The sequence below is a fragment of the Paracoccus alkenifer genome, assembly GCF_900108405.1.
Lineage (GTDB): Bacteria > Pseudomonadota > Alphaproteobacteria > Rhodobacterales > Rhodobacteraceae > Paracoccus > Paracoccus alkenifer.
The window spans coordinates 393,330-415,846 of record NZ_FNXG01000001.1 but is presented as its reverse complement, the minus strand read 5'-3'; the positions used below and the strand labels follow the sequence as shown (position 1 = coordinate 415,846).

Genomic DNA, 22,517 nt, shown 5'->3' with positions numbered 1-22,517 from the left:
CAGGGGTGTAGAAACGGGGCGCGGCGTTCCGGGCGCTCCATCAAGATATTCCGCCAAGTCATTGAATTCAGGCGCGCCGCGCGGGCTGCCTGCGCCGTGTCGGATTGCGGCTGCCTTGCCGGCGCGGCCGCTCCGCCGCGCCGGATTTAGATAAAATTGCGCGTAGTTTGCTATTCGGCCAGCATCTGGTCGATCAGCGCCAGCGCGGCCGGCGAGGCCCAGTCGGCGTCGCCGGTCATGCGGGCGACCTCGTTGCCCTCGGCGTCGATCAGGATGGTGACCGGCATCGCCATCACCCCAAAGGCGCGGGCCAGCGACATCTTCGGGTCCGTCAGGCTGGGCAGTTCGGTGATGTTTTCCTCGGCAAAGAAACGCTCGATGGCGGCGGGCGGGTTGCGCCCCGAGGCCACGGTCACCACCTGGAACCGCTCGCCCCCCCTTTCGCGCTGCAATGCGTCGAGCGAGGGCATTTCCTCGCGGCAGGGCGCGCACCATGTCGCCCAGAAATTCAGCAAGACCACCTGGCCCTGCCAGTCGGACAGGCTGTGGGTGGCGCCGTCCACGTCGGAAAACTCGATGCCCGGCACCGCCGAGGGTTCGGATTCGATCAGCTTGGGCAGCCCGGCGTCGCGCGCCGCCTGCCAGTCCACCGGCGCGGCGGCGGCCGCGTTTGCAGCAAGGGCAAGGGACGTATAAAGGGCAAGGAAACGCAGCATATGACCTCCGACAGGACCGATCCGATGACCGACACGCCCGAAAATCCCTCCGCCAACACCATGTGGGGGGGGCGCTTTGCCGCCGGGCCGGATGCGATCATGGAGGCGATCAACGCCTCGATCGGGTTCGACCAGCGGCTTTACGCCCAGGATATCCGGGGCAGCCGGGCCCATGCGGCGATGCTTGCCGCGCAAGGCATCATCAGCCCTAGCGATGCGGACGCCATCGGGAAAGGGCTGCTCACCGTCTTGTCAGAGATCGAGGGCGGCGGGTTCCGGTTCCAGACCGCGCTGGAAGACATCCACATGAACGTCGAGGCGCGGCTGAAAGAGCTGATCGGCGAGCCCGCCGGCCGCCTGCACACGGCGCGCAGTCGCAACGACCAGGTGGCGACGGATTTCCGGCTGTGGGTGCGCGACCAGTGCGACGCGGCGATTGCGGCCTGCCGGGCGCTGATCCGTGCGCTTGTGACGCAGGCCGATACGGGGGCGGATTGGGTGATGCCCGGCTTTACCCATCTGCAAACCGCGCAGCCGGTCACATGGGGGCATCACATGATGGCCTATGTGGAAATGCTGGGCCGCGACATCGGGCGCTTTGCCGATGCGCGGGCACGGATGAACGAATGCCCGCTGGGCTCGGCCGCGCTGGCGGGCACCGGCTTTCCCATCGACCGCGAGGCCACTGCCGCGGCGCTGGGGTTCGACCGCCCGACGGCGAACAGCCTTGATGCGGTCAGCGACCGGGATTTCGCGCTGGAGTTCCTGTCGGCGGCCGCGATCTGCGCCACCCATCTGTCGCGGCTGGCCGAAGAGCTGGTGATCTGGTCCAGCGCGCAGTTCCGTTTCGTCGCCATGTCCGACCGCTGGTCCACGGGGTCCAGCATCATGCCGCAAAAGCGCAACCCCGACGCGGCCGAGCTGATCCGCGCCAAGATCGGCCGCATCCTTGGCGCCGCGGTGGCGCTGTTCACGGTGATGAAGGGGCTGCCCTTGGCCTATTCCAAGGACATGCAAGAGGACAAGGAACAGGTCTTTGACGCCGCCGACACGCTGATGCTGGCGCTGGCGGCGATGACCGGGATGATCGGCGACCTGACCGTCAACCGCGAGCGGCTGGAGGCCGCGGCATCCAGCGGGTTTTCCACCGCCACCGACCTGGCCGACTGGCTGGTGCGCGAGGCCGGGCTGCCGTTCCGCGACGCCCATCACGCCACCGGCGCGCTGGTCGCCATGGCCGAATCGCGCGGCGTCGATCTGCCGGAACTGACGCTGGCCGACATGCAGTCGGTCAATTCTGCGATAACGGCGCAGGTGTTCGACGTTCTGGGTGTTCACAACTCGGTCGCCTCGCGGCAATCTTACGGGGGAACGGCGCCCGATCAGGTGCGCCGGCAGATCGCCCGCTGGAAGGGCGCGATGGAGGGGTGGGAATGATGCGCCTTGCTGCACTGGCGGCGGTCCTGATGCTGGCGGCCTGCGGGGCGGACGGGCCACCCCATGCGCCCACCGCGTCCAGCAAATCGCCGCAGGCGTCCACCGGCCTCCGGCTGAGCGGCGAGGCCGTGGTGGGTGTCATCACCACGCTGTGACGATTGCGGCCGGGCAGTTCGTCCTGCCCGGCCGACCGGATGCGCACGCCGGGCAACGGCGGCGAATTGGCGGGCAACGACCCGCTTGCAGGCAGGTGCGGGTCAGGCCCGCGGATGGCAACAAGCAGACGAGGCAACAGCATGACCGCAAGAATCACGATGATCGCCGTGGCACTGGCCGCATTGTCGGCCTGTTCGGGCGGCTCGGGCAGCGTCGGCAATTCCGACGAGGTGATGATCCAGAAGGGCACCTATGTCTATGACCCCAACAAGCGCCACGCGCCCGTGTCGCTGTCGGGGGCGGATCTGATCGGGCTGGAACCGCGCAGCTGACCGGTTTCCCGGCGGCGTGGTCGAGCGGGGGTTTTCCACCCCCTGCCACTGCCGTGGCCTTCCTCGCTGAAAACAGTCCGCTGGACTGTTTTCCGGGCGCTCGAAAGCCCGGAGGATATTTGCGTGATGAAGAACCCGCTGTCGCCGCGGGTTTCCGGGCCGCGGGCTTTGCATTGTGCGGCCCGCTGGCGTTATATCGGTGCTCTGGATTTTCGGTGCGGGTCGGATGGATCATTTCAACTACAGCGGCGGCGTGCTGCACGCCGAGGACGTGGCGCTGCCCGAGATCGCGCGGGCGGTCGGCACCCCGGTCTATGTCTATTCCTCCGCCACGCTGACCCGGCATTTCAACCTGTTCCGGCAGGCGTTGGCGTGGACGGACCATCTGGTCTGTTTCGCGGTCAAGGCGAATTCGAATCTTGCGGTGCTCAAGCTGCTGGGAAGCCTGGGCGCGGGGATGGATGTGGTCTCGGGCGGGGAATATGCGCGCGCGCTTGCGGCGGGCGTTCCCGGCGAACGCATCGTGTTTTCCGGCGTCGGCAAGACCCGCGACGAGATGGCCCGCGCCATCTCTGGCGGCATCCGCCAGTTCAACGTGGAAAGCGAGCCCGAGCTGCTGGCCCTGTCCTCGCTGGCGCAGGAAATGGGGGCCGAGGTGCCCATCGCCGTGCGCGTGAACCCCGATGTGGACGCCCGCACCCACGCCAAGATCGCCACCGGCAAGTCGGAAAACAAGTTCGGCATCCCGATTTCCCGCGCGCGCGAGGTCTATCGGCTGGCGGCCTCGCTGCCCGGGCTGCGGGTGGTCGGCATCGACATGCATATCGGCAGCCAGCTGACCGACCTCGACCCCTATCGCCAAGCCTATCGCAAGATGGCCGAGCTGTGCCGGGTGCTGCGGGCGGATGGCCATGCGATCACCCGGCTGGACCTGGGCGGCGGCCTTGGCATCCCTTACCGGCGCGACAACGCCGCCCCGCCGCTGCCGCTGGAATATGGCGAGGTGGTGCGTGAAACCGTGGGCGATCTGGGCTGCGAGATCGAGATCGAGCCGGGGCGCAATATCGCCGGCAACGCCGGGATCCTGCTGGCCTCGGTGATCTTTCTGAAACAGGGCGAGGGCCGGGATTTCCTGATTGTCGATGCGGCGATGAACGACCTGATCCGCCCCGCCATGTATGACGCGCATCACGACATCGTGCCGGTGGTCGAGCCTGCGCCCGGGACTGATCCGCATCCCGTCGATGTGGTCGGCCCGGTGTGCGAGACCGGCGATACCTTTGCCCGCGCGGTGCCGCTGCCGCTTGTGGGGGCGGGCGATCTGGTCGCCTTTCGCTCGGCCGGGGCTTACGGGGCGGTGATGGCGTCGGAATACAACTCTCGCCCGCTGGTCCCCGAGGTGCTGGTGTCCGGCGACCGTTTCGCGGTGATCCGCCCGCGCCCCTCGATCGACGAGATGCTGTCGCGCGACCGCATCCCCGACTGGCTGTGAGCGGGCGCGGGGCATATCCCGCGCGCGATGCGGCGCCGTCCGGGGCGGAGCCTTTCGACTTGCCATTGCCCGCGCCGGTGCGCCGGGCGGTGGGGCTGACGCTGGCCGGGCTGTGGTGGGAACACATTGCCGCAGGGTTCTGGCCTGCCGCGACCTGGGCGGCGCTGGGGCTGGCGGCGCTGGTGCTGGGGCTGGTGGCGCTGGTCCCGCCGGGGGCGCTGGGCTGGGGCTCGGCGCTGTGGCTGCTGGTGCTGGCGGCGCTGGTGCTGTGGGGCTGGGTGCGGTTTCGCCGCCCCTCGCGCGATCAGGCGGTGCTGCTTGTGGATCGCCGGCTGGAGGGGCGGCCGCTGTCGGTGCTGGGCGACCGCATGGTGCTGGGCGGGCCGGATGCGGCGATGCTGTGGCAGGCGCATCAGGCGGCGGCGCGGGCAGCGGCGGCGCGGGCGCGGCCGGTCGCCCCCGATGCGGCGCTGGTGCGGCGCGATCCCTTTGCGCTGCGGCTGGTCGGGCTGACCGCGCTGGCGATGGCGCTGATCTTTGGCGGGACGGCGCCGGTGGGGCAGGGGCTGGGCGCGCTGGCCGCGGGCTGGCGGCCCTCGGCCCCCACGGACCAGTCGGTGGCGGCCGGCCCCGCGTGGGAGGGCTGGGCAGAACCTCCGCGCCATACCGGCCGCCCGGTAATCTACCTCAACACGCTGGAGGGGGACGCGCTGACCGTGCCGCAGGGCACCAGCTTCAACCTGCGGCTGTATGGCCAGGGGCTGTCGGTCGCGCAGGACATCGGCGCCGCCGATCCGCAGGCCACCCCGGATGTGCCGCGCTATACCGCGCAGCAGGACGGCACCCTGACCGTGGACGGGCGCAGCTTTGCGGTGACCGTGCAGCCTGATGCGCCGCCGCAGCTGGGGCTGGCGGCGCTGGCCGGGCGGCGTGCCGACGGGCGGCTGGCGCAAGGGTTTTCGGCCGAGGACGACCATGGCATCACCGCCGGCACCGCCTCGATCACGCTGGACCTGCCGGCGGTGGACCGCCGCCACGGCCTGACCCCAGACCCCGAACCGCGCGAGGCGTTGCAGCTGGACCTGCCGCTGCCCGCGACCGGCCAGCGCCGCCGGGTCAGCGCCACGCTGTCTGCCGATCTGTCCCGCCACCCTTGGGCGAACCTGCCGGTGCGGATGACGTTGTCGGTGCGCGACGGGATCGAGCAGGCAGCCCACACCCCGCCCACGGCGCTGATCCTGCCGGGCCGGCGGTTCTTTGACCCGCTGGCGGCCGGGATCGCCGAGATGCGCCGCGACCTGCTGTGGTCGCGCGACAATGCCGCCCGCAGCGCCCGGCTGCTGCGCGCGATGGTCTGGCGCAGCGACCGCCCCCTGCCGCCCGAGGCCGCGCAGGCGATCACCGGCGCGGTGCAGGCGCTGGAATCCGGGCCGCTGTCGGCGGACGTGCGCGACGCGCTGGCCGATGCGCTGTGGGATGCGGCGCTGCTGATCGAGGACGGGGGCCTTGGCGACGCGCTGGAACGGATGCGGCAGGCCCAGCAGCGGCTGGCCGAGGCGATCCGCAACGGCGCCAGCCCCGACGAGATCCAGAAGCTGATGGACGCGCTGCGCGAGGCCACCGACGACTATAAGCGGATGCTGGCCGAGCGGGGCGAGGATCCCTCGGCGCGGTTCGACCGCTCTGAACAGCAGGGACGGCAGATCACCGGCGACCAGATCCAGCAGATGATGGACGAAATCCAGCGCCTGATGAATGAGGGCCGCATGGCCGAGGCGCAGGAATTGTTGGATCAGTTCAACCAGTTGATGGACAATCTTGAGGTGCGCGAGGGCGAGGGCGAGGGCGGCGATTCCTCGCCCCAAGGCCGTTCCATGGACCGGCTGCGCGAGACGTTGCGCGACCAGCAGCGGCTGGCCGACGACGTGCTGCGCGAGGCGCAGCGCGACCCCTTTGGCGAGGCACCGGGCGAGGGTGAAGATGGCGGGGACGGGGACGCGCCCTCGCTCGCCGACCGCCAGCGCGACCTGCGCGCCGAGATCGGCCGCCAGCAGGGGCTGCTGCCCGGCCGCGGCACCGATCAGGGCGACGCCGCCAGCGACCGGCTGGACGACGCCGGCCGCGCCATGGCCGAGGCCGAGCGCGCCCTGCGTCAGGGCGATGCCGCCGGTGCGCTGGAGCGCCAGGCCGAGGCCATCGAGGCGCTGCGCGAGGGGATGCGCGCGCTGTCGGACCTGTCGCGCGGCCAGCCGGGCGAGGATGGCGCGCCGCAGCCGGGGCAGGGCGACGAGGCCGGCTCGCAGGGCACCCCCCGCGCGGATGGCGGCGAGGGGTTCGCCCGCCCCGTGCCCGGCCGCGATCCGCTGGGGCGCGACACCGGCGGGCAGGGCGGCAACGTCACCACCGGCGAACCTCTGGCCGATTCTGAACGCCGCGCCGGGCGCGCCCGCGAATTGCAGGACGAAATCCGCCGCCGCAGCGGCGAAGGCGCCCGCCCCCGGGCCGAGCGCGACTATCTGGGACGGCTGCTGGACCGGTTCTGAGCGCGCGCCTTGCGCCCGGTGCCTTGATCAGCCTCTGGTGCGCTGGGGCGCGGGCCGGGATAGGGTCGGGCCGTATCCGGTTTTCTACAGGAAGCAGACGCCCGCAATCGGGATGTGGGCGGGCGGATCAGTCGCCGGCGGCGCGCTGCCCGTCGACCACTGCCCGCAGCTGCGCAATGGCGGCGTCGCCATGTGCCGCCAGCCGATCGCGCAGGTGATCGACCTTGCCCCGCCACTCCACCAGCGTCGGCCCATAGGGTTGCTGATCCGCCAGCCGCGGCGCCAGCGCGTAAAGCGCCAGCGCGCTCAGCGACAGGACCACCGCGACATGAAACCCGGCATCATGGCGCCGCCGTGCCGTCTGGTCCCGCAAAGCCGGCGGGAGAACGGCGGGGGGCGCTGCTGCCGAAAGCGGGGCCGGGGCAGGAAGTGACGAGCCAGCAGGCGGGGCGGCTGGCGGGGCAGTAGAGGCAGCAGAGGGCATGACCTTGGTCGCAGGGACCGCAGCCGCCCCGGTCTGAAACCCCGGCTCGGGCGCGTCGCCGGGCAGCAGCGTGTCGTCGGGCGAGGGCGCGGCCGGATCCGATGCGGGCGCTCCGGGCGCCGGCTCGGCAGCCTCGGCGATCGGGGGATCTGCCAGAGCGGCCTCGCCCAGCCGCTGCGAACGGCGTTCGGCGGCGCGGACCTCAAGCTCGCGCGCGGCCTCCTGCCGCAGGATCTCGATCACCGATTCGCTCAGCGGGCGGCTGAGCCGCGGGCGGGCCGCTGGGTCAAAGCCGTCGCCCTCGGGCCTTGCCCGCCAGATGTGGTCGCAGGCGGAACATTCGACGTCGCGCCCCGCCGCCGGAATCGCCGAGGCGTCGATTTCATACTGCGCGCCGCAGCGCGGACAGATCAGCCGCATCGCCTCAACCCCGCTGGTCGTGCGCCCATGATGACGGCGCGTGGTTTTCATCGCCGCCCGGACGTTCTATCAACGCCGGGTCCGGTCGCCAAGCGGCCCGGACAAAGGAGGGCGCGACGTGATCGAAATGCGGGATGTGGGCTTTGCCTACCCTCGGGAAGAGGCGTTGTTCCAGGGCATCTCGCTGGAGCTGCCGCGCGGCTCGTTCCATTTCCTGACCGGGCCGTCGGGTTCGGGCAAGACCACCTTTCTGCGGCTGTGCATCGCCGAGCTGCTGCCCACGCAGGGCAGGCTGACGGTGTTCGGGCAGGACGCCGCCGGGCTGGGCCGCGACGCCATCGCCGGGCTGCGCCGCCGCATCGGCGTGGTGCATCAGGATACGCAGTTCCTTGACCACCTGCCGGTGGCGGAAAACATCGCGCTGCCGATGACGGTGGCGGGGCAGCCGGTGGACATGCAGGCGATCCGCGACCTGCTGGCCTGGGTGCAGATGGGGCCGCAGGCGCGCACCATGCCTCCGGCGCTGTCGGGCGGCGAACGCCAGCGCGCGGCGCTTGCGCGAGCGGTGATCCTGTCGCCCGACGTGATTCTGGCGGATGAGCCGACCGGCAACCTCGACTGGGACATGTCGCTGCGGCTGCTGCAACTGCTGATCGAGCTGAACAGATCGGGAAAGACCGTGCTGATCGCGACCCATGACCTGAACCTGATCCGCGCCGCGAAACAACAGGTCTCGGCGCGGGTGCTGCGTATCGCCGGCGGCCGCCTGCAAGCCGCGGGGGCCGAGCTGTGAGCGGGGGGGCAGGGCCGCGCTGGCGCGCCATCCTGCTGCGCGCCCGTGGCACGCGCGCGGATCTGGCGGCGCTGGATCTGGCGACGCTGTGGCGGGCGCTGGTGGGCCGCGAATCGGGGCTGGCCGACCGGGTGGTGCCGCCCTCGGGGCAGACCGCGCGGCTGACGGTGTTCGCGGCCGGGGTAATGGCGTTTCTGGCGGTGTTCGCGCTGGCACTGGCGCTGGCCACGGGCCGGCTGGCCGACCGCTGGTCCGAAGGGCTGGCCCAGACCGTGACCGTCCGCATCTCGGCCCCCGCCACCGAACTGGACGCCGGCACGCAGGCGGTCCAGCGCGTGCTGGAAACCACCCCGGGCATCACCGAACAGCGCCTGCTGCCCGCATCAGAGGTCGAGGCGCTGCTGGAACCCTGGTTCGGCCCCGATGTGCCCGTCGATGTGCTGCCGGTGCCGCGGCTGGTGCAGATCTCGACCGGGCGCGGCTTTGACGCGCAGGCGCTGCGCCTGCGGCTTGAGGCCGAGGCGCCCGCGGCAGTGCTTGACGACCACACGCAATGGCGCCGCCCGCTGGCCTCGGCCGCGCAGAGGCTGCGCATCCTGGGCTGGCTGTCGCTGCTGCTGATCGGCGCGGGCAGTGCCGCCATCGTGACGCTGGCCGCGCAGGCGACGCTGGCCGCCAACGGGCAGGTGATCCGGGTGATGCGGCTGATCGGGGCGCGCGACCTGACCATCGCCACCGCCTTTGTCCGCCAGCTGACCCGACGCACCGCGCTTGGCGCCGCCGGCGGCACGGCGCTGGGGATGCTGGCGATCCTCGCCCTGCCGCGCATGAACGAATCGGGCGGGTTCCTGACCGGGCTCGGCTTTGCCGGCTGGGGCTGGCTGTGGCCGCTGCTGATCCCGCCGCTGGGCGCCGCGCTGGGCTTTGTCGCCACCCGCGCCGCCGCCCTGCGCATGTTGCGAAAGCTGCGCTGATGTCCGCCCCCCTCGACCGGCCCGGCTGGGCGCTGGACCCCGCGCCCGCAGGCGATCTTCTGTCGCTAAATATCCCGCGGGGGTCCGGGGGCGCGAAGCCCCCGGCTGCGGCCGACCCGCGCTACACCCCGGCGCCCCTGCCGCTGCTGTGGCCGCTGCGCGCCGCCGTGTTTTATGTCTGGATCGCACTGGTCACCGCATTCATGGGGCTGTGGTGGCTGCCCAAGGTCCGGCGCGACCCGATGAACGCGCATGTGCTGCCGGTGATCTGGACCGGGCGGCTGCTGGCCGCCGCGCGCGCGATCCTTGGCGTCTCGGTCGAGCTGCGCGGCACGCCGCCCACCGCCGACTGCATCATCGCCGCCAAGCATCAAAGCTTCCTCGACATCCTCGCCATCGCCCATGCCGTGCCGCAATGCGCCTTTATCATGAAGCGCGAGGTGCTGCGCGTGCCGATCATGGGCTATTACGCGCGCAAGGCCGGCTGCATCCCCATCGACCGCTCGCGCGGGGCCGAGGCGATGTCGCGGATCATCGCGGAAATCGAGACCTCGCGCGGGGACGAGGACGGGCTGGGCCAGCTGATCATCTACCCCGAAGGCACCCGCACCCGCCCGGGCGAGCGGCGCAAATACAAGCACGGCGTCGGCACCATCCAGCAGGCGACCGGCCTGCCCATCAGCCCGGTGGCGGTCAACTGCGGGATGTTCTGGCCTCGCGACGGGCTGCGGGTGCGGCCGGGCCGGGCGGTGATCGAGTTTCTCGACCCCATTCCTGCCGGGCTGCCCTCGGCCGAAACCGTGCGGCAGGTGGAACAGCTGGTCGAGGCAGCCTCGGACCGGCTCATGCAGCAGGCGGGGCTGGACCTGCCGGGGCCGCGGGCAGGCTGAACCGCCGATCTGGACTTTGCCGCCGCGCGTCCCTAGCTCTGCCCTTTGCCTGTCGCAACCGAGGTTCCCCATGGCGCCGATCATCCAGATCGACCACCTGTCCAAGCGTTATGCCGGCGGCACCACCGCGCTGGACGACGTGAGCCTGTCGATCGAGGCGGGCGAGATCCTGGCGCTGCTGGGGCCGAACGGCGCCGGCAAGACCACGCTGATCTCGATCATCTGCGGGCTGGTCACGCCCACGCAGGGCACCGTGCGGGTGGGCGGCCACGACATCGCCACCGACTGGCGCGCGGCGCGGCGGATGATCGGGCTGGTGCCGCAGGAAATCGCGCTTGAGCCGTTCGAGACCGTGGCGAACTCGGTCCGCTTTACCCGCGGGCTTTACGGCGCCCCCCCGGACGAGCCGCATATCGAACAGGTGCTGCGCAGCCTGGCGCTGTGGGACAAGCGCGATGCCCCGACCAAGACGCTGTCGGGGGGCATGAAGCGGCGGGTGCTGATCGCCAAGGCGCTGTCGCACAAGCCGCAGGTGCTGTTTCTGGACGAGCCGACCGCCGGCGTGGACGTGCAGCTGCGCCGCGAGATGTGGCAGGTCGTGCGCGAGCTGCGCGCATCCGGCGTCACCATCATCCTGACCACCCATTACCTTGAAGAGGCCGAGGAAATGGCCGACCGCATCGGGGTGATCGACCGCGGCAAGCTGCTGCTGGTGCGCCCCAAGGACCAGCTGATGGGCGAATTCGGCCGCAAGCAGCTGACGGTGGAACTGGACGCGCCGCTGGCCGCCCTGCCCGAGGGCTGGGGGCTGCGCGGCATCACCCTGTCCGCAGACGGCCGCAGCCTTGAATACGACTATGACGCCCGCGCCGACCGCACCGGCATCGGCCGGCTGCTGGCTGAACTGGGCCGGCTGGATCTGGGGGTGCGCGACGTGGCGACGCGACAATCCTCGCTGGAAGAGGTGTTCATGGCGCTGCTGGCGGGCGAACAGGCGGCTGGTGGGCAGGCGGTCGGCGAACAGGTGGTCGGCGAACAGGGGGATGCACGATGAGCTGGCGTTCGATCCGCACCATCTACCTGCATGAAATGGCGCGGTTCTTTCGCACCATCTGGCAGTCGCTCGCCTCGCCCGTGCTGTCCACGGTGCTGTATTTCGTGGTGTTCGGCGCGGCGATCGGCGGCCGCATCCAGTCGGTCGAGGGCGTGCCTTACGGCGCCTTCATCGTGCCGGGGCTGATGATGCTGACGGTGCTGCAACAATCGGTGGCCAACGCCAGTTTCGGCATCTTCTTTCCCAAGTTTTCGGGGACGATCTACGAATATCTGGTTGCCCCCGCCGGCTGGGTCGAGGTGATGCTGGGTTTCGTCGGCGCTGCCGCCAGCAAGGCGATCCTGATTGCGCTGGTGATCCTGCTGACCAGTTTCTTTTTCGTGGGCGTCCATGTCGCGCATCCGTTCTGGATGCTGGCGTTCCTGGTGCTGACCGCGACCGGGTTTTCGCTGCTGGGCTTCATCCTGGGGCTGTGGGCCAAGAATTTCGAGCAGTTGCAGATCGTGCCGATGATGGTGATCACGCCGCTGGTGTTCCTGGGGGGCGCGTTCTATTCGGCCTCGATGCTGCCGCCGTTCTGGGAACAGGTGGCGCGGCTGAATCCGGTGCTTTACCTTGTTTCCGGTTTCCGCTGGTCGTTCTTCGGCATCGCCGATGTGCCGGTGGGGGTGTCGCTGGGCGCGGTGGCGCTGATGATCGTCGCGCTTTTGCTGGCGATCCGCTGGATCTTCATGACCGGCTGGCGGCTGCGGGAATAACCCTCCGCAAGTTTTTTTCCACGGCTTAACCGCCTGTTAACCTTTTCCCGGTTAACCATTCCGCAACCACAACGGGGGCGGGAATGGCCATACTCTACGACGCCAGCATTTTGACGGGGCCGGAATGGTTGCAGGACGCGGTGATCAAGCCGCTTGGGCAGGAAGGCGGCACCCATCAGATTTCGGATACGGTCGAACCGATCGAGGTGCAGCAGGGGAACCCGTCCCGGTTGCAGGTTAATGATACGCTGACAGTGGAGGATACCCTGTATCGCGTGACCGGAATGCAATATTTCGAGTCGACTGCGACGCTGGATGTTGCCACTTATCACAACATTAACGGTGTGGTTCTCCGACTGGTCTCGCTGGACGATCCTTCCAACTCGATCCGACTCCTTGTTCCGTTTGATGAGTATGTTCCTAGTGGCGCAGTCATAAAAGATATTACGATCACGATGGTCGAAACCAATGACTACTGGTTTTGGGATCGCCTGAATAAAAACAACAACTTCACCATCGACGTGAAAAATGACGTGGTCTGCTTTACCACCGGCACGCTGATCGACACCGACCGGGGGCCGCGGCCCGTGCATCTGCTGCGGGTCGGCGACATGATCCGCACCCGCGACCACGGGATGCAGCCGCTGCGCTGGCTGGGCGGGCGGCAGTTGTCGGCGGCCGAGCTGGCCGGACAGCGGCGGCTGCACCCGATCCGCGTGGTGGCCGGGGCGCTGGGGCCGGGGATGCCCGCCCGCGACCTGATGGTGTCGCCCCAGCATCGGCTGCTGGTGCGCTCGGCCATCGCGGAACGGATGACCGGCGCCCCCGAGGTGTTGATCGCCGCCGTGCATCTGCTGGGCCATCCGGGGATTCAGCGGGTCGCGGCCGACAGCGTCGGTTATTGGCACCTGATGTTCGACCGCCACGAGATCGTCTTTGCCGAGGGGGCCGAGGCCGAATCGTTGCATCTCGGCCCCATGGCGCTGTCGGGAATGAGCGATGATGCCCTGGCCGAGCTGCGCAGCCTGTTCCCCGATCTGGTCCAGGCGGGCATTGCCGGCGAGCCGGCGCCGACCTGCCGCCCGATCATGCGCGGCAAGCCGGTGAAAAAGCTGATCGAGCGGCAGCTGCGCAACTTCAAGCCGCTGGTGGCGGCGCCGGTCTGGGCCTGAGGTTTTCGGGGCGCGAGCTTCGGTTGCATGGCGGGGCAGGCGGCGGGTGTCGGCGGGCCGCCCGGACCCGAAGCGGGATGACGCCCCCCGCTGTGCCTCTCGTCCCCGTCCCGTCCATCTGCCCCCGGTTTGGCAAATTCGCGGACAGCCGTCATTATCCGCCGCCGCGCAGCTTGCGCCGCTTTGCGTTCGCCCGCGGCTTCGCTATATGCGCGGGGATGAGCCAGAACCCGCCCCTGCTGCGTCCCGATCTTGCCCGCGCCTCTGTGGCGCGCGACACCGCCCGCCCGGGCCAGCCGACCATCGGCATGGTCTCGCTTGGCTGTCCCAAGGCGCTGGTGGACAGCGAACGCATCCTGACCCGCCTGCGGGCCGAGGGCTATGCGATTTCCCCCGAATACCGCGGTGCCGATGCGGTGATTGTGAACACCTGCGGCTTTCTGGACAGCGCCAAGGCCGAAAGCCTTGATGCCATCGGCGAGGCGCTGACCGAAAACGGCCGGGTGATCGTCACCGGCTGCCTTGGGGCGGAACCCGACTATATTACCGGCGCGCATCCACGGGTGCTGGCGGTGACCGGCCCGCATCAATACGAACAGGTGCTGGATGCGGTCCATGCCGCGGTGCCGCCCGCGCCCGATCCGTTCATCGACCTGCTGCCGGCGTCCGAGGTGCGGCTGACCCCTCGCCACTACGCCTATCTCAAGATTTCCGAGGGCTGCAACCACCACTGCCGCTTTTGCATCATCCCCGACCTGCGCGGCCGTCTGGCCAGCCGACCCGCCCATGCGGTGCTGCGCGAGGCGGAAAAGCTGGTCGCCGGCGGGGTGCGGGAACTGCTGGTGATTTCGCAGGACACCTCGGCTTACGGGGTGGACCTGCGCCACGCCAGCGACCGCGGTCACCGCGCCCATATCACCGATCTGGCCCGCGATCTGGGCGCTTTGGGCGCATGGGTGCGGCTGCATTACGTCTATCCCTATCCGCATGTGCGCGCTCTGGTGCCGCTGATGGAGGGCACCGCGGCGCAAGGCGCGGGGGTGCTGCCTTACCTCGACATCCCGTTCCAGCACGCGCACCCGGATGTGCTGAAACGCATGGCCCGCCCCGCCGCCAGCGCCCGCACGCTGGACGAGATTGCCGCGTGGCGCGCCGCCTGCCCGGGGATCACCCTGCGCTCGACCTTTATCGTGGGCTATCCGGGCGAGACCGAGGCCGAGTTCCAGTATCTGCTGGACTGGATGGATCAGGCGCAGCTGGATCGCGTCGGCTGTTTCCAATATGAAAACGTCCGCGGCGCACGGGCCAACGACCTGCCCGACCATGTGCCGGACGAGGTGAAACAGGACCGCTGGAACCGCTTCATGGAAAAGGCGCAGGCGATCTCGGCCGCGAAACTGGCCGCCAAGGTTGGCACGCGGCAACAGGTGATCGTGGACAGCGTTGACGCGGACGGCGCCACCTGCCGCACCATGGCCGACGCACCCGAAATCGACGGCAACCTGTTCATAGACGACGGCTTCCAGACGCTTTCCCCCGGCGACATCGTGACCGTGACCGTGGACGAGGCCAGTGAATACGACCTGTGGGGCACACTGTGACCGCCCTGCCGAAATGGGACGCGGACGGCCGCCCGAAAAAGCCGCTGATCGTCGGCATCGGCGCGCAAAAGGCCGGAACCACGTGGCTTTCCCAGATGCTGACCCAGCACCCGCAGGTCTGGATCCCGCCCTTCAAGGAAGCGCAGTTCTTCAACCACCGCTTTGTCCCCGAACATCGGCAATGGCTGCCCTGGCATTTCCGCCGCGCCCGGCAGAATCAGGAAAAGCGCTATGCCGCGCGGGGGTTGCCGTTCCCGCCGGAACTCGACACCTGGCTGGGCCGGATCACCCGCGGCGAGATGTTCACCAACCACTGGTATAAGCAGGTCTTTGCCCCCGCGCCCGAGGGCACACAGCCCTGCGACATCACCCCGGAATATTCGACCCTGCCGGATGAAGGCGTGCAATTCGTGGCCGAGTTCCTGCCCAAGGCCCGGTTCATCTATATCATCCGCCACCCGGTCGATCGCGCGGTCAGCCAGCTGAAGATGAACCTGACCCGCAAGAACCGCAAACCCCGCGGGATCGAGGCATGGCTGGCCGAGATCGACGACCCCGTCCTTTATGACCGCGGCGATTACGCCACCTATGTGCCGCGCTGGACCGCGCGTTTCGGCGCGGATCGGCTGCTGGTCCTGCCCTTCGGCGCCATCGCTGCCGACCCCGCCGCCCTGATGCGCCGGGTCGAGGCGCATTGCGGGCTGGAACCCCACAGCTACCAGAACCTCGCCGCCAAGGTCTTTGCCGGCAACGCCGAACTCAGCGTCCCGGCCGAGGCCCGCGCGGCGCTGCGCGAGCGGCTTGAGCCGCAATTCGCCTTTATCGAGGCGAGCTTTGGCAAGGATTTCGCCGCGCAGATCCGCTAGGCCCATCGGAAACCCTGCCCCACCTTCACACCCACGCGACGATCGCCTAGATAACCGCCAACCAGCGGACAGGAGCGGATGATGGCCTCGTATCAGTATGTCTACCACATGGATGGCGTGTCCAAGACCTATCCGGGCGGCAAGAAGACCTTTGAAAACATCCGGCTGAGCTTTCTGCCCGGCGTCAAGATCGGCGTCGTCGGCGTCAACGGCGCAGGGAAATCGACCCTGCTGCGGATCATGGCCGGCATCGACAAGGATTTTTCCGGCGAAGCATGGGCCGCCAAGGGCGCGACCGTGGGCTATCTGCCGCAGGAACCGCAGTTGGACCCGCAGCTGAACGTGCGCGGCAACGTGATGGAGGGCGTCAAGGCCAAGCAGGCCAAGCTCGACCGCTATAACGAGCTGGCCATGAACTACTCGGACGAGACCGCCGACGAGATGGCCAGGCTGCAAGACGAGATCGACGCCGAAAACCTGTGGGATCTCGACAGTCAGGTCGATGTCGCGATGGAGGCGCTGCGCTGCCCCCCCGACGACGCCGATGTGGAAACCCTGTCGGGCGGGGAACGCCGCCGGGTGGCGCTGTGCAAGCTGCTGCTTGAGGCGCCCGACATGCTGCTGCTGGACGAGCCGACCAACCACCTTGACGCCGAAACCATCGCCTGGCTGCAAAAACACCTGATCGAATACCCCGGCACCATCCTGATCGTCACCCACGACCGCTATTTCCTGGACGACATCACCGGCTGGATTCTCGAATTGGACCGCGGCCGCGGCATCCCGTATGAGGGCAATTATTCCGCCTGGCTGGAACAAAAGGGCAAGCGGCTGTCGCAAGAGGCGCGCGAGGACAAGGCCCGGCAGAAATCGCTGGAACGCGAGCTGGAATGGATCCGCGCCGGCGCCAAAGCGCGGCAGGCCAAGCAAAAGGCCCGGATCAACGCCTATAACGAAATGGCCTCGAAATCCGAGCGCGAAAAGATCCAGCACGCGCAGATCATCGTCCCCAACGGGCCGCGCCTTGGCGACAAGGTGATCGACGTGAACGGGCTGACCAAGGGCTTTGGCGACCGGCTGCTGATCGAGGGGCTGGACTTCAGCCTGCCGCCGGGCGGGATCGTGGGCGTGATCGGCCCGAACGGCGCCGGGAAATCGACGCTGTTTCGGATGCTGACCGGGCAGGAACAGCCCGACGCGGGCGAGATCAGCTTTGGCGACACCGTGCAGCTGTCCTATGTGGACCAGTCGCGCGACACGCTGGACCCCGACAAGACCGTATGGGAAGAAATCTCGGGCGGGGCCGAGCTGATCGACCTGGGCGACGCGCAGATGAACAGCCGCGCCTATGCCGGGGCCTTCAACTTCAAGGGCGGCGACCAGCAGAAAAAGGTCGGGCTGCTGTCGGGCGGCGAACGCAACCGCGTGCATCTGGCCAAGCTGCTGAAATCGGGCGGCAACGTGCTGCTGCTGGACGAACCGACCAACGATCTGGACGTGGAAACCCTGCAAGCGCTGGAAGCGGCGCTGGAAGATTTCGCCGGCTGCGCGGTCATCATCTCGCACGACCGCTTCTTCCTCGACCGGCTCTGCACGCATATCCTCGCGTTCGAGGGCGACGCCCATGTGGAATGGTTCGAGGGCAACTTCGAGGCGTATGAGGCCGACAAGGTGCGCCGCCTCGGCCCCGATTCGATCGAGCCTAAGCGGGTGAAATACAAGAAATTCGTGCGCTAGGCCGCGCTTTTCCCCCTGCCGCTTTCCCCCGTGCCGCTTTCCCATCCCGGGGCGCCCGACCTGCGCCCCGGGATCTGACCCGGCCCCAGGCTGCCGCGGGAACCGCCGGCCCCCCGCGGCGCGCTTTCATCTTGCCCCAAATATCCCGGGGAATCGTCGCTTGCGACGATGGGGCTGGCCCCGCTGCGCCTATTCGGCCCCGCCACCGCGCACGTTAAAGCCCAGCAACCGCCAGTCCAGCATCCCGCCGCGGTAATAGCTGATCCGCTCGGCCGGAAAGCCGGCGCCGATCATTTCGCGGATGGCGGTGGGGGACTGGCCGCACCAGGTGCCGTTGCAGAACATGATGACCTTGCTGGCGTTGGTGCAGTCGAATTCGCCGTCGAAATCGGGTTCGCAGCCCAGTTCGGCCAGCCGTTCGATCGACTCAGTATAGGGGATGTTGATCGCGCCGGGGATGGTGCCGCCGGCGAACCAGTCGGGGGTGCGGCCGTCGACCAGGATGCTGTCGCCAGCCTGCATCGCCTCGATCAACTCAAGCTCGCCGATGGTGGTGACGCCCTCGGCCGGGATCATCGGCTGGATGCAAAAGGGCGGGCAGTCCGGCCCGGTCAGCGCCCAGTCCCCTTCCAGTTTTGCGCCCGGCGTCTGGTCGCGGTGGACGGTGAATTCGCCCTCGGGGGTGGTATAGCTGGCCTGGGCCATGTCCTTGCTGATCCCCACGCGCACGGCATCCGCATCCGGGGCCGCGCCATCCTGGGCCAGTGCGGCGCCCCCCAGCAGGGCGGCGGTCAAGACGGCAGCGGGCAGGCCGATCCGGTTGAACATGGTCTTTCTCCTCCAGCGTTTCTGTCCTGCGGCAAGATGCGCAATGGACATATCGTGATTTCCCTATCCTTGCCGTGATCCCTAGCTTCCGCAAGACGCTTTGAAAGGAACTGCCATGACCACGCGCCGCCAGACCCTTGCCCTGATCGCTGCGGTTGCCGCGACGCCTGTGCTTGCGCAGGCCCAGTCCCGAGCCAACCCGATGCCCGACGAGCTGCGCACCGCGCTTGAGCGCGACCGGAACGGCATCGTGCTGGGCAATCCTGCGGGCAATATCACGCTGGTCGAATTTTTCGATTACAACTGCCCGTTCTGCAAGAAGATCCTGCCCAAGATGCAGCAGCTGATCTCGGCCGATCCGCAGCTGCGGGTGGTGTTCCGGGAATGGCCGGTGTTCGGCGCGGATTCGGAATTTGCCGCGCGGGTGGCGCTGGCCGCGCTGGATCAGGGGAAATACTGGCAGGTCCATGCGGGGCTGATGGGGATGCGCGACCGCGCGGCCGAACCCTCGGTGATGCGCGTCGTGCGCAAGCTGGGGCTGGATGAGGCGAAACTGCGCCGCGACATGGATTCCGACCGGGTCAGCGACCATATCGCGCGCTCGTTCATGCTGGCCGATCACATGGGGTTGGTCGGCACGCCCACCATGATCGCGGGGGACGAAGGCGTGTTCGGGGACCAGAGCCTCAAGGATCTGCAGGATCTGGTGGCGCGGGCGCGGGCGACGATGGGGGTGGCGGCAGGGTAACGAATACCGGCCCCGAGGGCGTGGGCAGGAAGCTGCCGCCCACGCCGAACACCTGCTGCAACCGTTCGGGCGTCAGCACCTGCGCGGGCGGCCCGTCGGCCACGATGCGCCCGCCTGCGCCCATCAGCACCAGCCTTTCGCAGAACCGCGCCGCCAGCGTCAGGTCGTGGATCGAGGCGATGACCGTGCGCCCCTGACCCGCCAGCCGCTGGAACAACGCCATCACCGCGAACTGATGCGCGGGGTCCAGCCCCGCCACGGGCTCGTCGGCGAGGATCAGCGGCGTGCGCTGCGCGAGCAGCCGGGCGATCAGCACCCGCGCCAGCTCGCCGCCAGACAATTCCGTCGCGGGGCGGTCGCGCAGATGCGTGACCTCCATCGCCGCCATCGCCTCGGCCACGGCGGGGGTGTCGGCGCGGCGGTCGGGGTCGGTGCGCCGGCCCAGCCGCACCAGCGGCTCGACCGGGATCGGCCAGGCGATCTCTCGCGCCTGCGGCAGCCAGGCGGCGCGGCGGGCGCGGCGGGACGGGGGCAGGGCGGCAAGGTCGGAAAACCCCTCGGCCGCGATCAGCCCCAGCGCCGCGCGCATCAAGGTGGTCTTGCCGGCGCCGTTCGGCCCGATCAGCCCGACGAAACTGCCCTGTGACACGTTCAGGCTGACCCGGTCCACCACCACGCGCCCATCCCGGCGCACGGTCAGATCGCGCAGGGACAGGCTCATTTCCCCACCTGCGTGCGCCAGATCAGATGCAGAAACACCGGCGCGCCGACCAGCGCCATCATCACCCCCAGCTTGAGGTCGCGTTCGGGCATCACCAACCGCACCGCGATATCGGCGGTCAGCACCAGCGCCGCACCCCCCAGCGCCGCCGCCGGCAGCAGCCGCGAGGGCATGGCCCCGACCGCCCCGCGCAGCAGATGCGGCACCACCAGCCCGACAAAACCGACCGCGCCCGCCACCGCCGTCGCCGCCCCCACCGCCGCGGCCGCGCCCAGCACGATTTTCAGCCGCAGCGCACCCAGATCGACGCCCATCGAGGCCGCCGCTTCCTCGCCCAGCGACAGCGCGTCCAGATCGCGCCCGGCGCGCAGCAGCACCGCCCAGCCCAAGCCCATCAGCGGCAGCGCGGTCAGCACATGCGCCCAGCTGCGGTCGGCCAGCGAGCCCATGGTCCAGAACATGATATCATAGGCCGCAAACGGGTTCGGCGACAGGTTCAGCACCAGCGCGGTCAGCGCCCCCGCCAGTGCCGAAACCGCGATGCCGCCCAGGATCAGCCCCAGGCCGGACCCGCCGCGCCCGGCCAGCAGCAGGATCAGCCCGACACCCCCCAGCGCACCCGCAAGCCCCGCCGCCGGCACCCCCAGCCCCAGCGTGGACACGCCGGCCTGAATGGCGATCACCGCCCCCAGCGCGGCCGCGGCGGAAATGCCGATCAGCCCCGGCTCGGCCAGCGGGTTGCGCAGATAGCCCTGTAACGCCGCCCCCGACAGGCCAAGGCTGACGCCCAGCATCACCGCCAGCACCGCCCGCGGCGCCCGGATCTCGCGCAGCACGATGCCCAGCGGCCCCTCGCCGCCCCATAGCGCCTTGAGCGAGGCCACCGGCCCCGCCCCCGCCGGCCCGATCAGCAGCGAGGCCAGCGCCAGCACCGCCACCAGCGCAGCCAAAGACAGCAGCAGGGGCGCGCGGCTCATGGTGTGTCCCCGGCAGGGTGCCCGGCGGCAATCCGCGCCTCGGTCGCCAGCAGCGCCAGCGCGTCCAGCAGTTGCGGCGTGGGACAGGTCCACAGCGGGTCCGGCACATGCACGATGCGCCCCGACAGGCTGGACAGCGCCGGGTGGGTCACGATTTCCTCGGCCCGCGAGGCGCCGGGATAGGGGGTGCCGGTCACGATCAGCGCCGGGTCCGCCATCACCAGCGATTCAAGGGTGATATACCCCGACCCCTGCATCCCCAGCCGGTCGGCCAGCAGCGAAAACCCCGCGGCGCGCAGCACATCCCCGGCCAGCGTCGCCCCGCCCGAGGAATAGCCGTTCGCCCCCCAGGTCGCGGCCAGTGGCCTGTCGCCACCCGTGGGCAGGGCCAGCGCCGCCATCCTCGCGTCGAAATCCGCCAGCATCGCCGCGGCCTCGGGCTCTCGCCCCAAGGCGGCGCCGACCTGCGCGATGGCGTCGCGGGCGTCTTGCAGCGAGTTGGGCGGCGGCACCTCGATCACCCTCACCCCCAGCCGGTGCAGCAGCGCGACCGAGGCCCCGCCATACCCCCCCGCCAGCACCAGATCGGGGGCGAGCAGATAGACCTCTTCGGCGCGGCCGTGGTTGATGGGGAAATGCTGCGCCTCGGCCACCATCGCCGAGGACTGCGGCTCTCGCGCCAGATGCGAGACCGAGACCAGCTGCCCCGGTGCCGCCAGCGCCATGGCGATCTGGTCGGTGCAGAGATTGACCGAGACCACGCGGCGGGGCGGGGTGGCGGTCGTCGCGGGTGCGGCCATGGCAGGCAGGGGCAGGGCCAGCGCCGCGGCTATCACTGCCGCCCGCACCATGCCCATGCCCGCCTTGGCGCGCGGTTCTACCACCGGGTTTCCACCCCCACCCATGCCGCGCGACCGGGGGCGGCATAGCCCCAGACCTCGGAATAATCCTTGTCGAACAGGTTGGTGATGCGGCCGGTCAGGCGGGCGCTGTCGGTCAGGTCATAGCTTGCGGCAAGGTTGACGGTGGTGAAGTTGGGCAGGTTGGTGGTGGCGCCGCCGACGCTATCCGTCAGATCCCGCACATGCCGCAGGTCGGCAGCCAGCCAGCCGCGGCCGCCAAAGGTTTGCAGCGCGGCGTTCATCGCCAGCTCGTGGCGCGGGCGGCGCACCTCGACCGAGCCATCGGGGTCGGTTGCATCGAGATAGGTATAGGCGGCGCCGACTGTCAGGCTGTCGGTGATGTCGTGGCGATAGGCAACCTCTACGCCCTCGCGACGGCTGGTGCCAATCTGGTTGCGGTAATTTGGATTGCCTTCCTCCGCCGCAAACCACTCGATCTCGTCCTCCAGTCGCTCGCGGAACCAGGTCAGGTCCAGCGTGCCGCGCCCGTCGGGCAGGGTGTATTCGACGCCCAGATCGACGCTGCGGCTTTCCTCAGGCTTGAGGTCGGGGTTGCCGGTGCTGCCGAAGCCGCCAATGATCTGATAATATTGCGGATTGGACAGACCGGTCCCGGCCGAGGCATGAAGCCGCCATGGCGTTCCCTCGACCCGCCAGGACAGGCCGGCGTTCCAGATGGTTTTCGACCGGAAGCGCGAGTTGTCGTCGTGGCGGACCCCGAACTGCACGTCCAGCCCGTTGGTGAACGCACCGCGATATTCCAGCGCCGCGGCGTCGGTATCCCAGCGGCGCTCTGCCTCGCCCGTGGTGCTGTCGGTGATACGTTCCAGCGACAGGGCCAGCGTCTGGTCGGCGCTGGCAACGGCCCCGTCCAGCCCGTAGGTGGCGCGGTATTTCAGCGCCCGGCGGCGCAGCT

Annotated in this window: 22 protein-coding genes; 15 read left to right on the top strand and 7 right to left on the bottom strand. The window is 69.2% G+C overall.

Annotated elements, in window-relative coordinates; all coding sequences use genetic code 11:
* Positions 1-170: 170 nt before the first annotated feature.
* Positions 171-716 carry a TlpA disulfide reductase family protein gene (locus tag BLW83_RS01985; protein ID WP_090845031.1) on the bottom strand — a complete coding sequence of 182 codons (546 nt, stop codon included), beginning with the start codon at positions 714-716 and terminating at the stop codon, positions 171-173.
* A 24-nt stretch (positions 717-740) separates the two neighbouring features.
* Between BLW83_RS01985 and argH the strand changes: the two genes are divergently transcribed.
* The 5 genes from argH (at position 741) to BLW83_RS01965 (ending at position 6,676) form a co-directional block, all read left to right on the top strand.
* Positions 741-2,153 (top strand): argininosuccinate lyase, encoded by a 1,413-nt coding sequence (argH, locus tag BLW83_RS01980; protein ID WP_090845849.1) that lies wholly within the window; start codon positions 741-743, stop codon positions 2,151-2,153.
* The gene (locus tag BLW83_RS15635; protein ID WP_177172459.1) at positions 2,150-2,308 is read left to right on the top strand and encodes a hypothetical protein; all 159 of its coding nucleotides are present in this window, start codon (positions 2,150-2,152) and stop codon (positions 2,306-2,308) included. The genes argH and BLW83_RS15635 overlap by 4 nt, the downstream gene beginning before the upstream one ends.
* A 141-nt stretch (positions 2,309-2,449) precedes the next feature.
* Positions 2,450-2,641, top strand: coding sequence for a hypothetical protein (locus BLW83_RS01975; protein WP_090845029.1), 192 nt, complete (start codon positions 2,450-2,452; stop codon positions 2,639-2,641).
* 226 nt (positions 2,642-2,867) lie between these two features.
* Positions 2,868-4,133: a diaminopimelate decarboxylase gene (lysA, locus tag BLW83_RS01970; RefSeq protein ID WP_090845027.1), complete on the top strand. Its 1,266-nt coding sequence runs from the start codon at positions 2,868-2,870 to the stop codon at positions 4,131-4,133.
* 77 nt (positions 4,134-4,210) lie between these two features.
* Positions 4,211-6,676, top strand: coding sequence for a DUF4175 domain-containing protein (locus BLW83_RS01965; protein WP_245728581.1), 2,466 nt, complete (start codon positions 4,211-4,213; stop codon positions 6,674-6,676).
* 127 nt (positions 6,677-6,803) lie between these two features.
* Here BLW83_RS01965 and BLW83_RS15630 read toward each other — a convergent pair whose 3' ends face one another.
* Positions 6,804-7,631, bottom strand: coding sequence for a zinc-ribbon domain-containing protein (locus BLW83_RS15630; RefSeq protein ID WP_245728580.1), 828 nt, complete (start codon positions 7,629-7,631; stop codon positions 6,804-6,806).
* Between the two features lie 67 nt (positions 7,632-7,698).
* On the opposite strand from BLW83_RS15630, the gene BLW83_RS01955 reads away from it, so the two are divergent.
* The 9 genes from BLW83_RS01955 (at position 7,699) to ettA (ending at position 17,425) form a co-directional block, all read left to right on the top strand.
* Positions 7,699-8,373: a cell division ATP-binding protein FtsE gene (locus tag BLW83_RS01955; protein ID WP_090845025.1), complete on the top strand. Its 675-nt coding sequence runs from the start codon at positions 7,699-7,701 to the stop codon at positions 8,371-8,373.
* 77 nt (positions 8,374-8,450) lie between these two features.
* Positions 8,451-9,347, top strand: coding sequence for a cell division protein FtsX (locus tag BLW83_RS01950; RefSeq protein ID WP_425433929.1), 897 nt, complete (start codon positions 8,451-8,453; stop codon positions 9,345-9,347).
* On the top strand, positions 9,347-10,237 hold the full coding sequence (locus tag BLW83_RS01945; RefSeq protein WP_090845024.1) for a lysophospholipid acyltransferase family protein: 891 nt from the start codon (positions 9,347-9,349) through the stop codon (positions 10,235-10,237). Before BLW83_RS01950 ends, BLW83_RS01945 begins: the two co-directional genes overlap by 1 nt.
* Before the next feature lie 70 nt (positions 10,238-10,307).
* Positions 10,308-11,291 (top strand): ABC transporter ATP-binding protein, encoded by a 984-nt coding sequence (locus tag BLW83_RS01940; RefSeq protein ID WP_090845021.1) that lies wholly within the window; start codon positions 10,308-10,310, stop codon positions 11,289-11,291.
* A complete protein-coding gene (locus BLW83_RS01935) occupies positions 11,288-12,049 on the top strand; it encodes an ABC transporter permease (RefSeq protein ID WP_090845019.1) in 762 nt (253 codons plus the stop codon). The genes BLW83_RS01940 and BLW83_RS01935 overlap by 4 nt, the downstream gene beginning before the upstream one ends.
* A gap of 83 nt (positions 12,050-12,132) precedes the next feature.
* Complete coding sequence (locus BLW83_RS01930; RefSeq protein WP_245728579.1) at positions 12,133-13,221, top strand: Hint domain-containing protein; 1,089 nt, start codon at positions 12,133-12,135, stop codon at positions 13,219-13,221.
* 218 nt (positions 13,222-13,439) lie between these two features.
* On the top strand, positions 13,440-14,822 hold the full coding sequence (gene rimO / locus BLW83_RS01925) for a 30S ribosomal protein S12 methylthiotransferase RimO (protein ID WP_090845017.1): 1,383 nt from the start codon (positions 13,440-13,442) through the stop codon (positions 14,820-14,822).
* A complete protein-coding gene (locus tag BLW83_RS01920; RefSeq protein WP_245728578.1) occupies positions 14,819-15,688 on the top strand; it encodes a sulfotransferase family protein in 870 nt (289 codons plus the stop codon). The genes rimO and BLW83_RS01920 overlap by 4 nt, the downstream gene beginning before the upstream one ends.
* Positions 15,689-15,769: 81 nt before the next feature.
* On the top strand, positions 15,770-17,425 hold the full coding sequence (gene ettA / locus BLW83_RS01915; RefSeq protein ID WP_090845843.1) for an energy-dependent translational throttle protein EttA: 1,656 nt from the start codon (positions 15,770-15,772) through the stop codon (positions 17,423-17,425).
* A 189-nt stretch (positions 17,426-17,614) separates the two neighbouring features.
* Here ettA and BLW83_RS01910 read toward each other — a convergent pair whose 3' ends face one another.
* Entirely contained in the window at positions 17,615-18,304 is a 690-nt protein-coding gene (locus BLW83_RS01910) for a rhodanese-like domain-containing protein (RefSeq protein WP_245728577.1), read from the bottom strand.
* A gap of 64 nt (positions 18,305-18,368) precedes the next feature.
* On the opposite strand from BLW83_RS01910, the gene BLW83_RS01905 reads away from it, so the two are divergent.
* Positions 18,369-19,001 (top strand): DsbA family protein, encoded by a 633-nt coding sequence (locus BLW83_RS01905; protein WP_090845013.1) that lies wholly within the window; start codon positions 18,369-18,371, stop codon positions 18,999-19,001.
* Here the strand turns inward: BLW83_RS01905 and BLW83_RS01900 are convergent.
* The 4 genes from BLW83_RS01900 to BLW83_RS01885 are packed head-to-tail and all read right to left on the bottom strand — an operon-like array spanning position 18,940 to position 22,422.
* Positions 18,940-19,722, bottom strand: a complete 783-nt coding sequence (locus BLW83_RS01900; protein WP_090845011.1) for an ABC transporter ATP-binding protein — start codon at positions 19,720-19,722, stop codon at positions 18,940-18,942. The genes BLW83_RS01905 and BLW83_RS01900 overlap by 62 nt on opposite strands.
* Entirely contained in the window at positions 19,719-20,699 is a 981-nt protein-coding gene (locus BLW83_RS01895) for a FecCD family ABC transporter permease (protein ID WP_090845009.1), read from the bottom strand. Before BLW83_RS01895 ends, BLW83_RS01900 begins: the two co-directional genes overlap by 4 nt.
* Entirely contained in the window at positions 20,696-21,583 is an 888-nt protein-coding gene (locus BLW83_RS01890; protein ID WP_245728576.1) for an ABC transporter substrate-binding protein, read from the bottom strand. The genes BLW83_RS01895 and BLW83_RS01890 overlap by 4 nt, the downstream gene beginning before the upstream one ends.
* Complete coding sequence (locus BLW83_RS01885; RefSeq protein WP_281245511.1) at positions 21,577-22,422, bottom strand: TonB-dependent receptor domain-containing protein; 846 nt, start codon at positions 22,420-22,422, stop codon at positions 21,577-21,579. Before BLW83_RS01885 ends, BLW83_RS01890 begins: the two co-directional genes overlap by 7 nt.
* Positions 22,423-22,517: the final 95 nt, after the last annotated feature.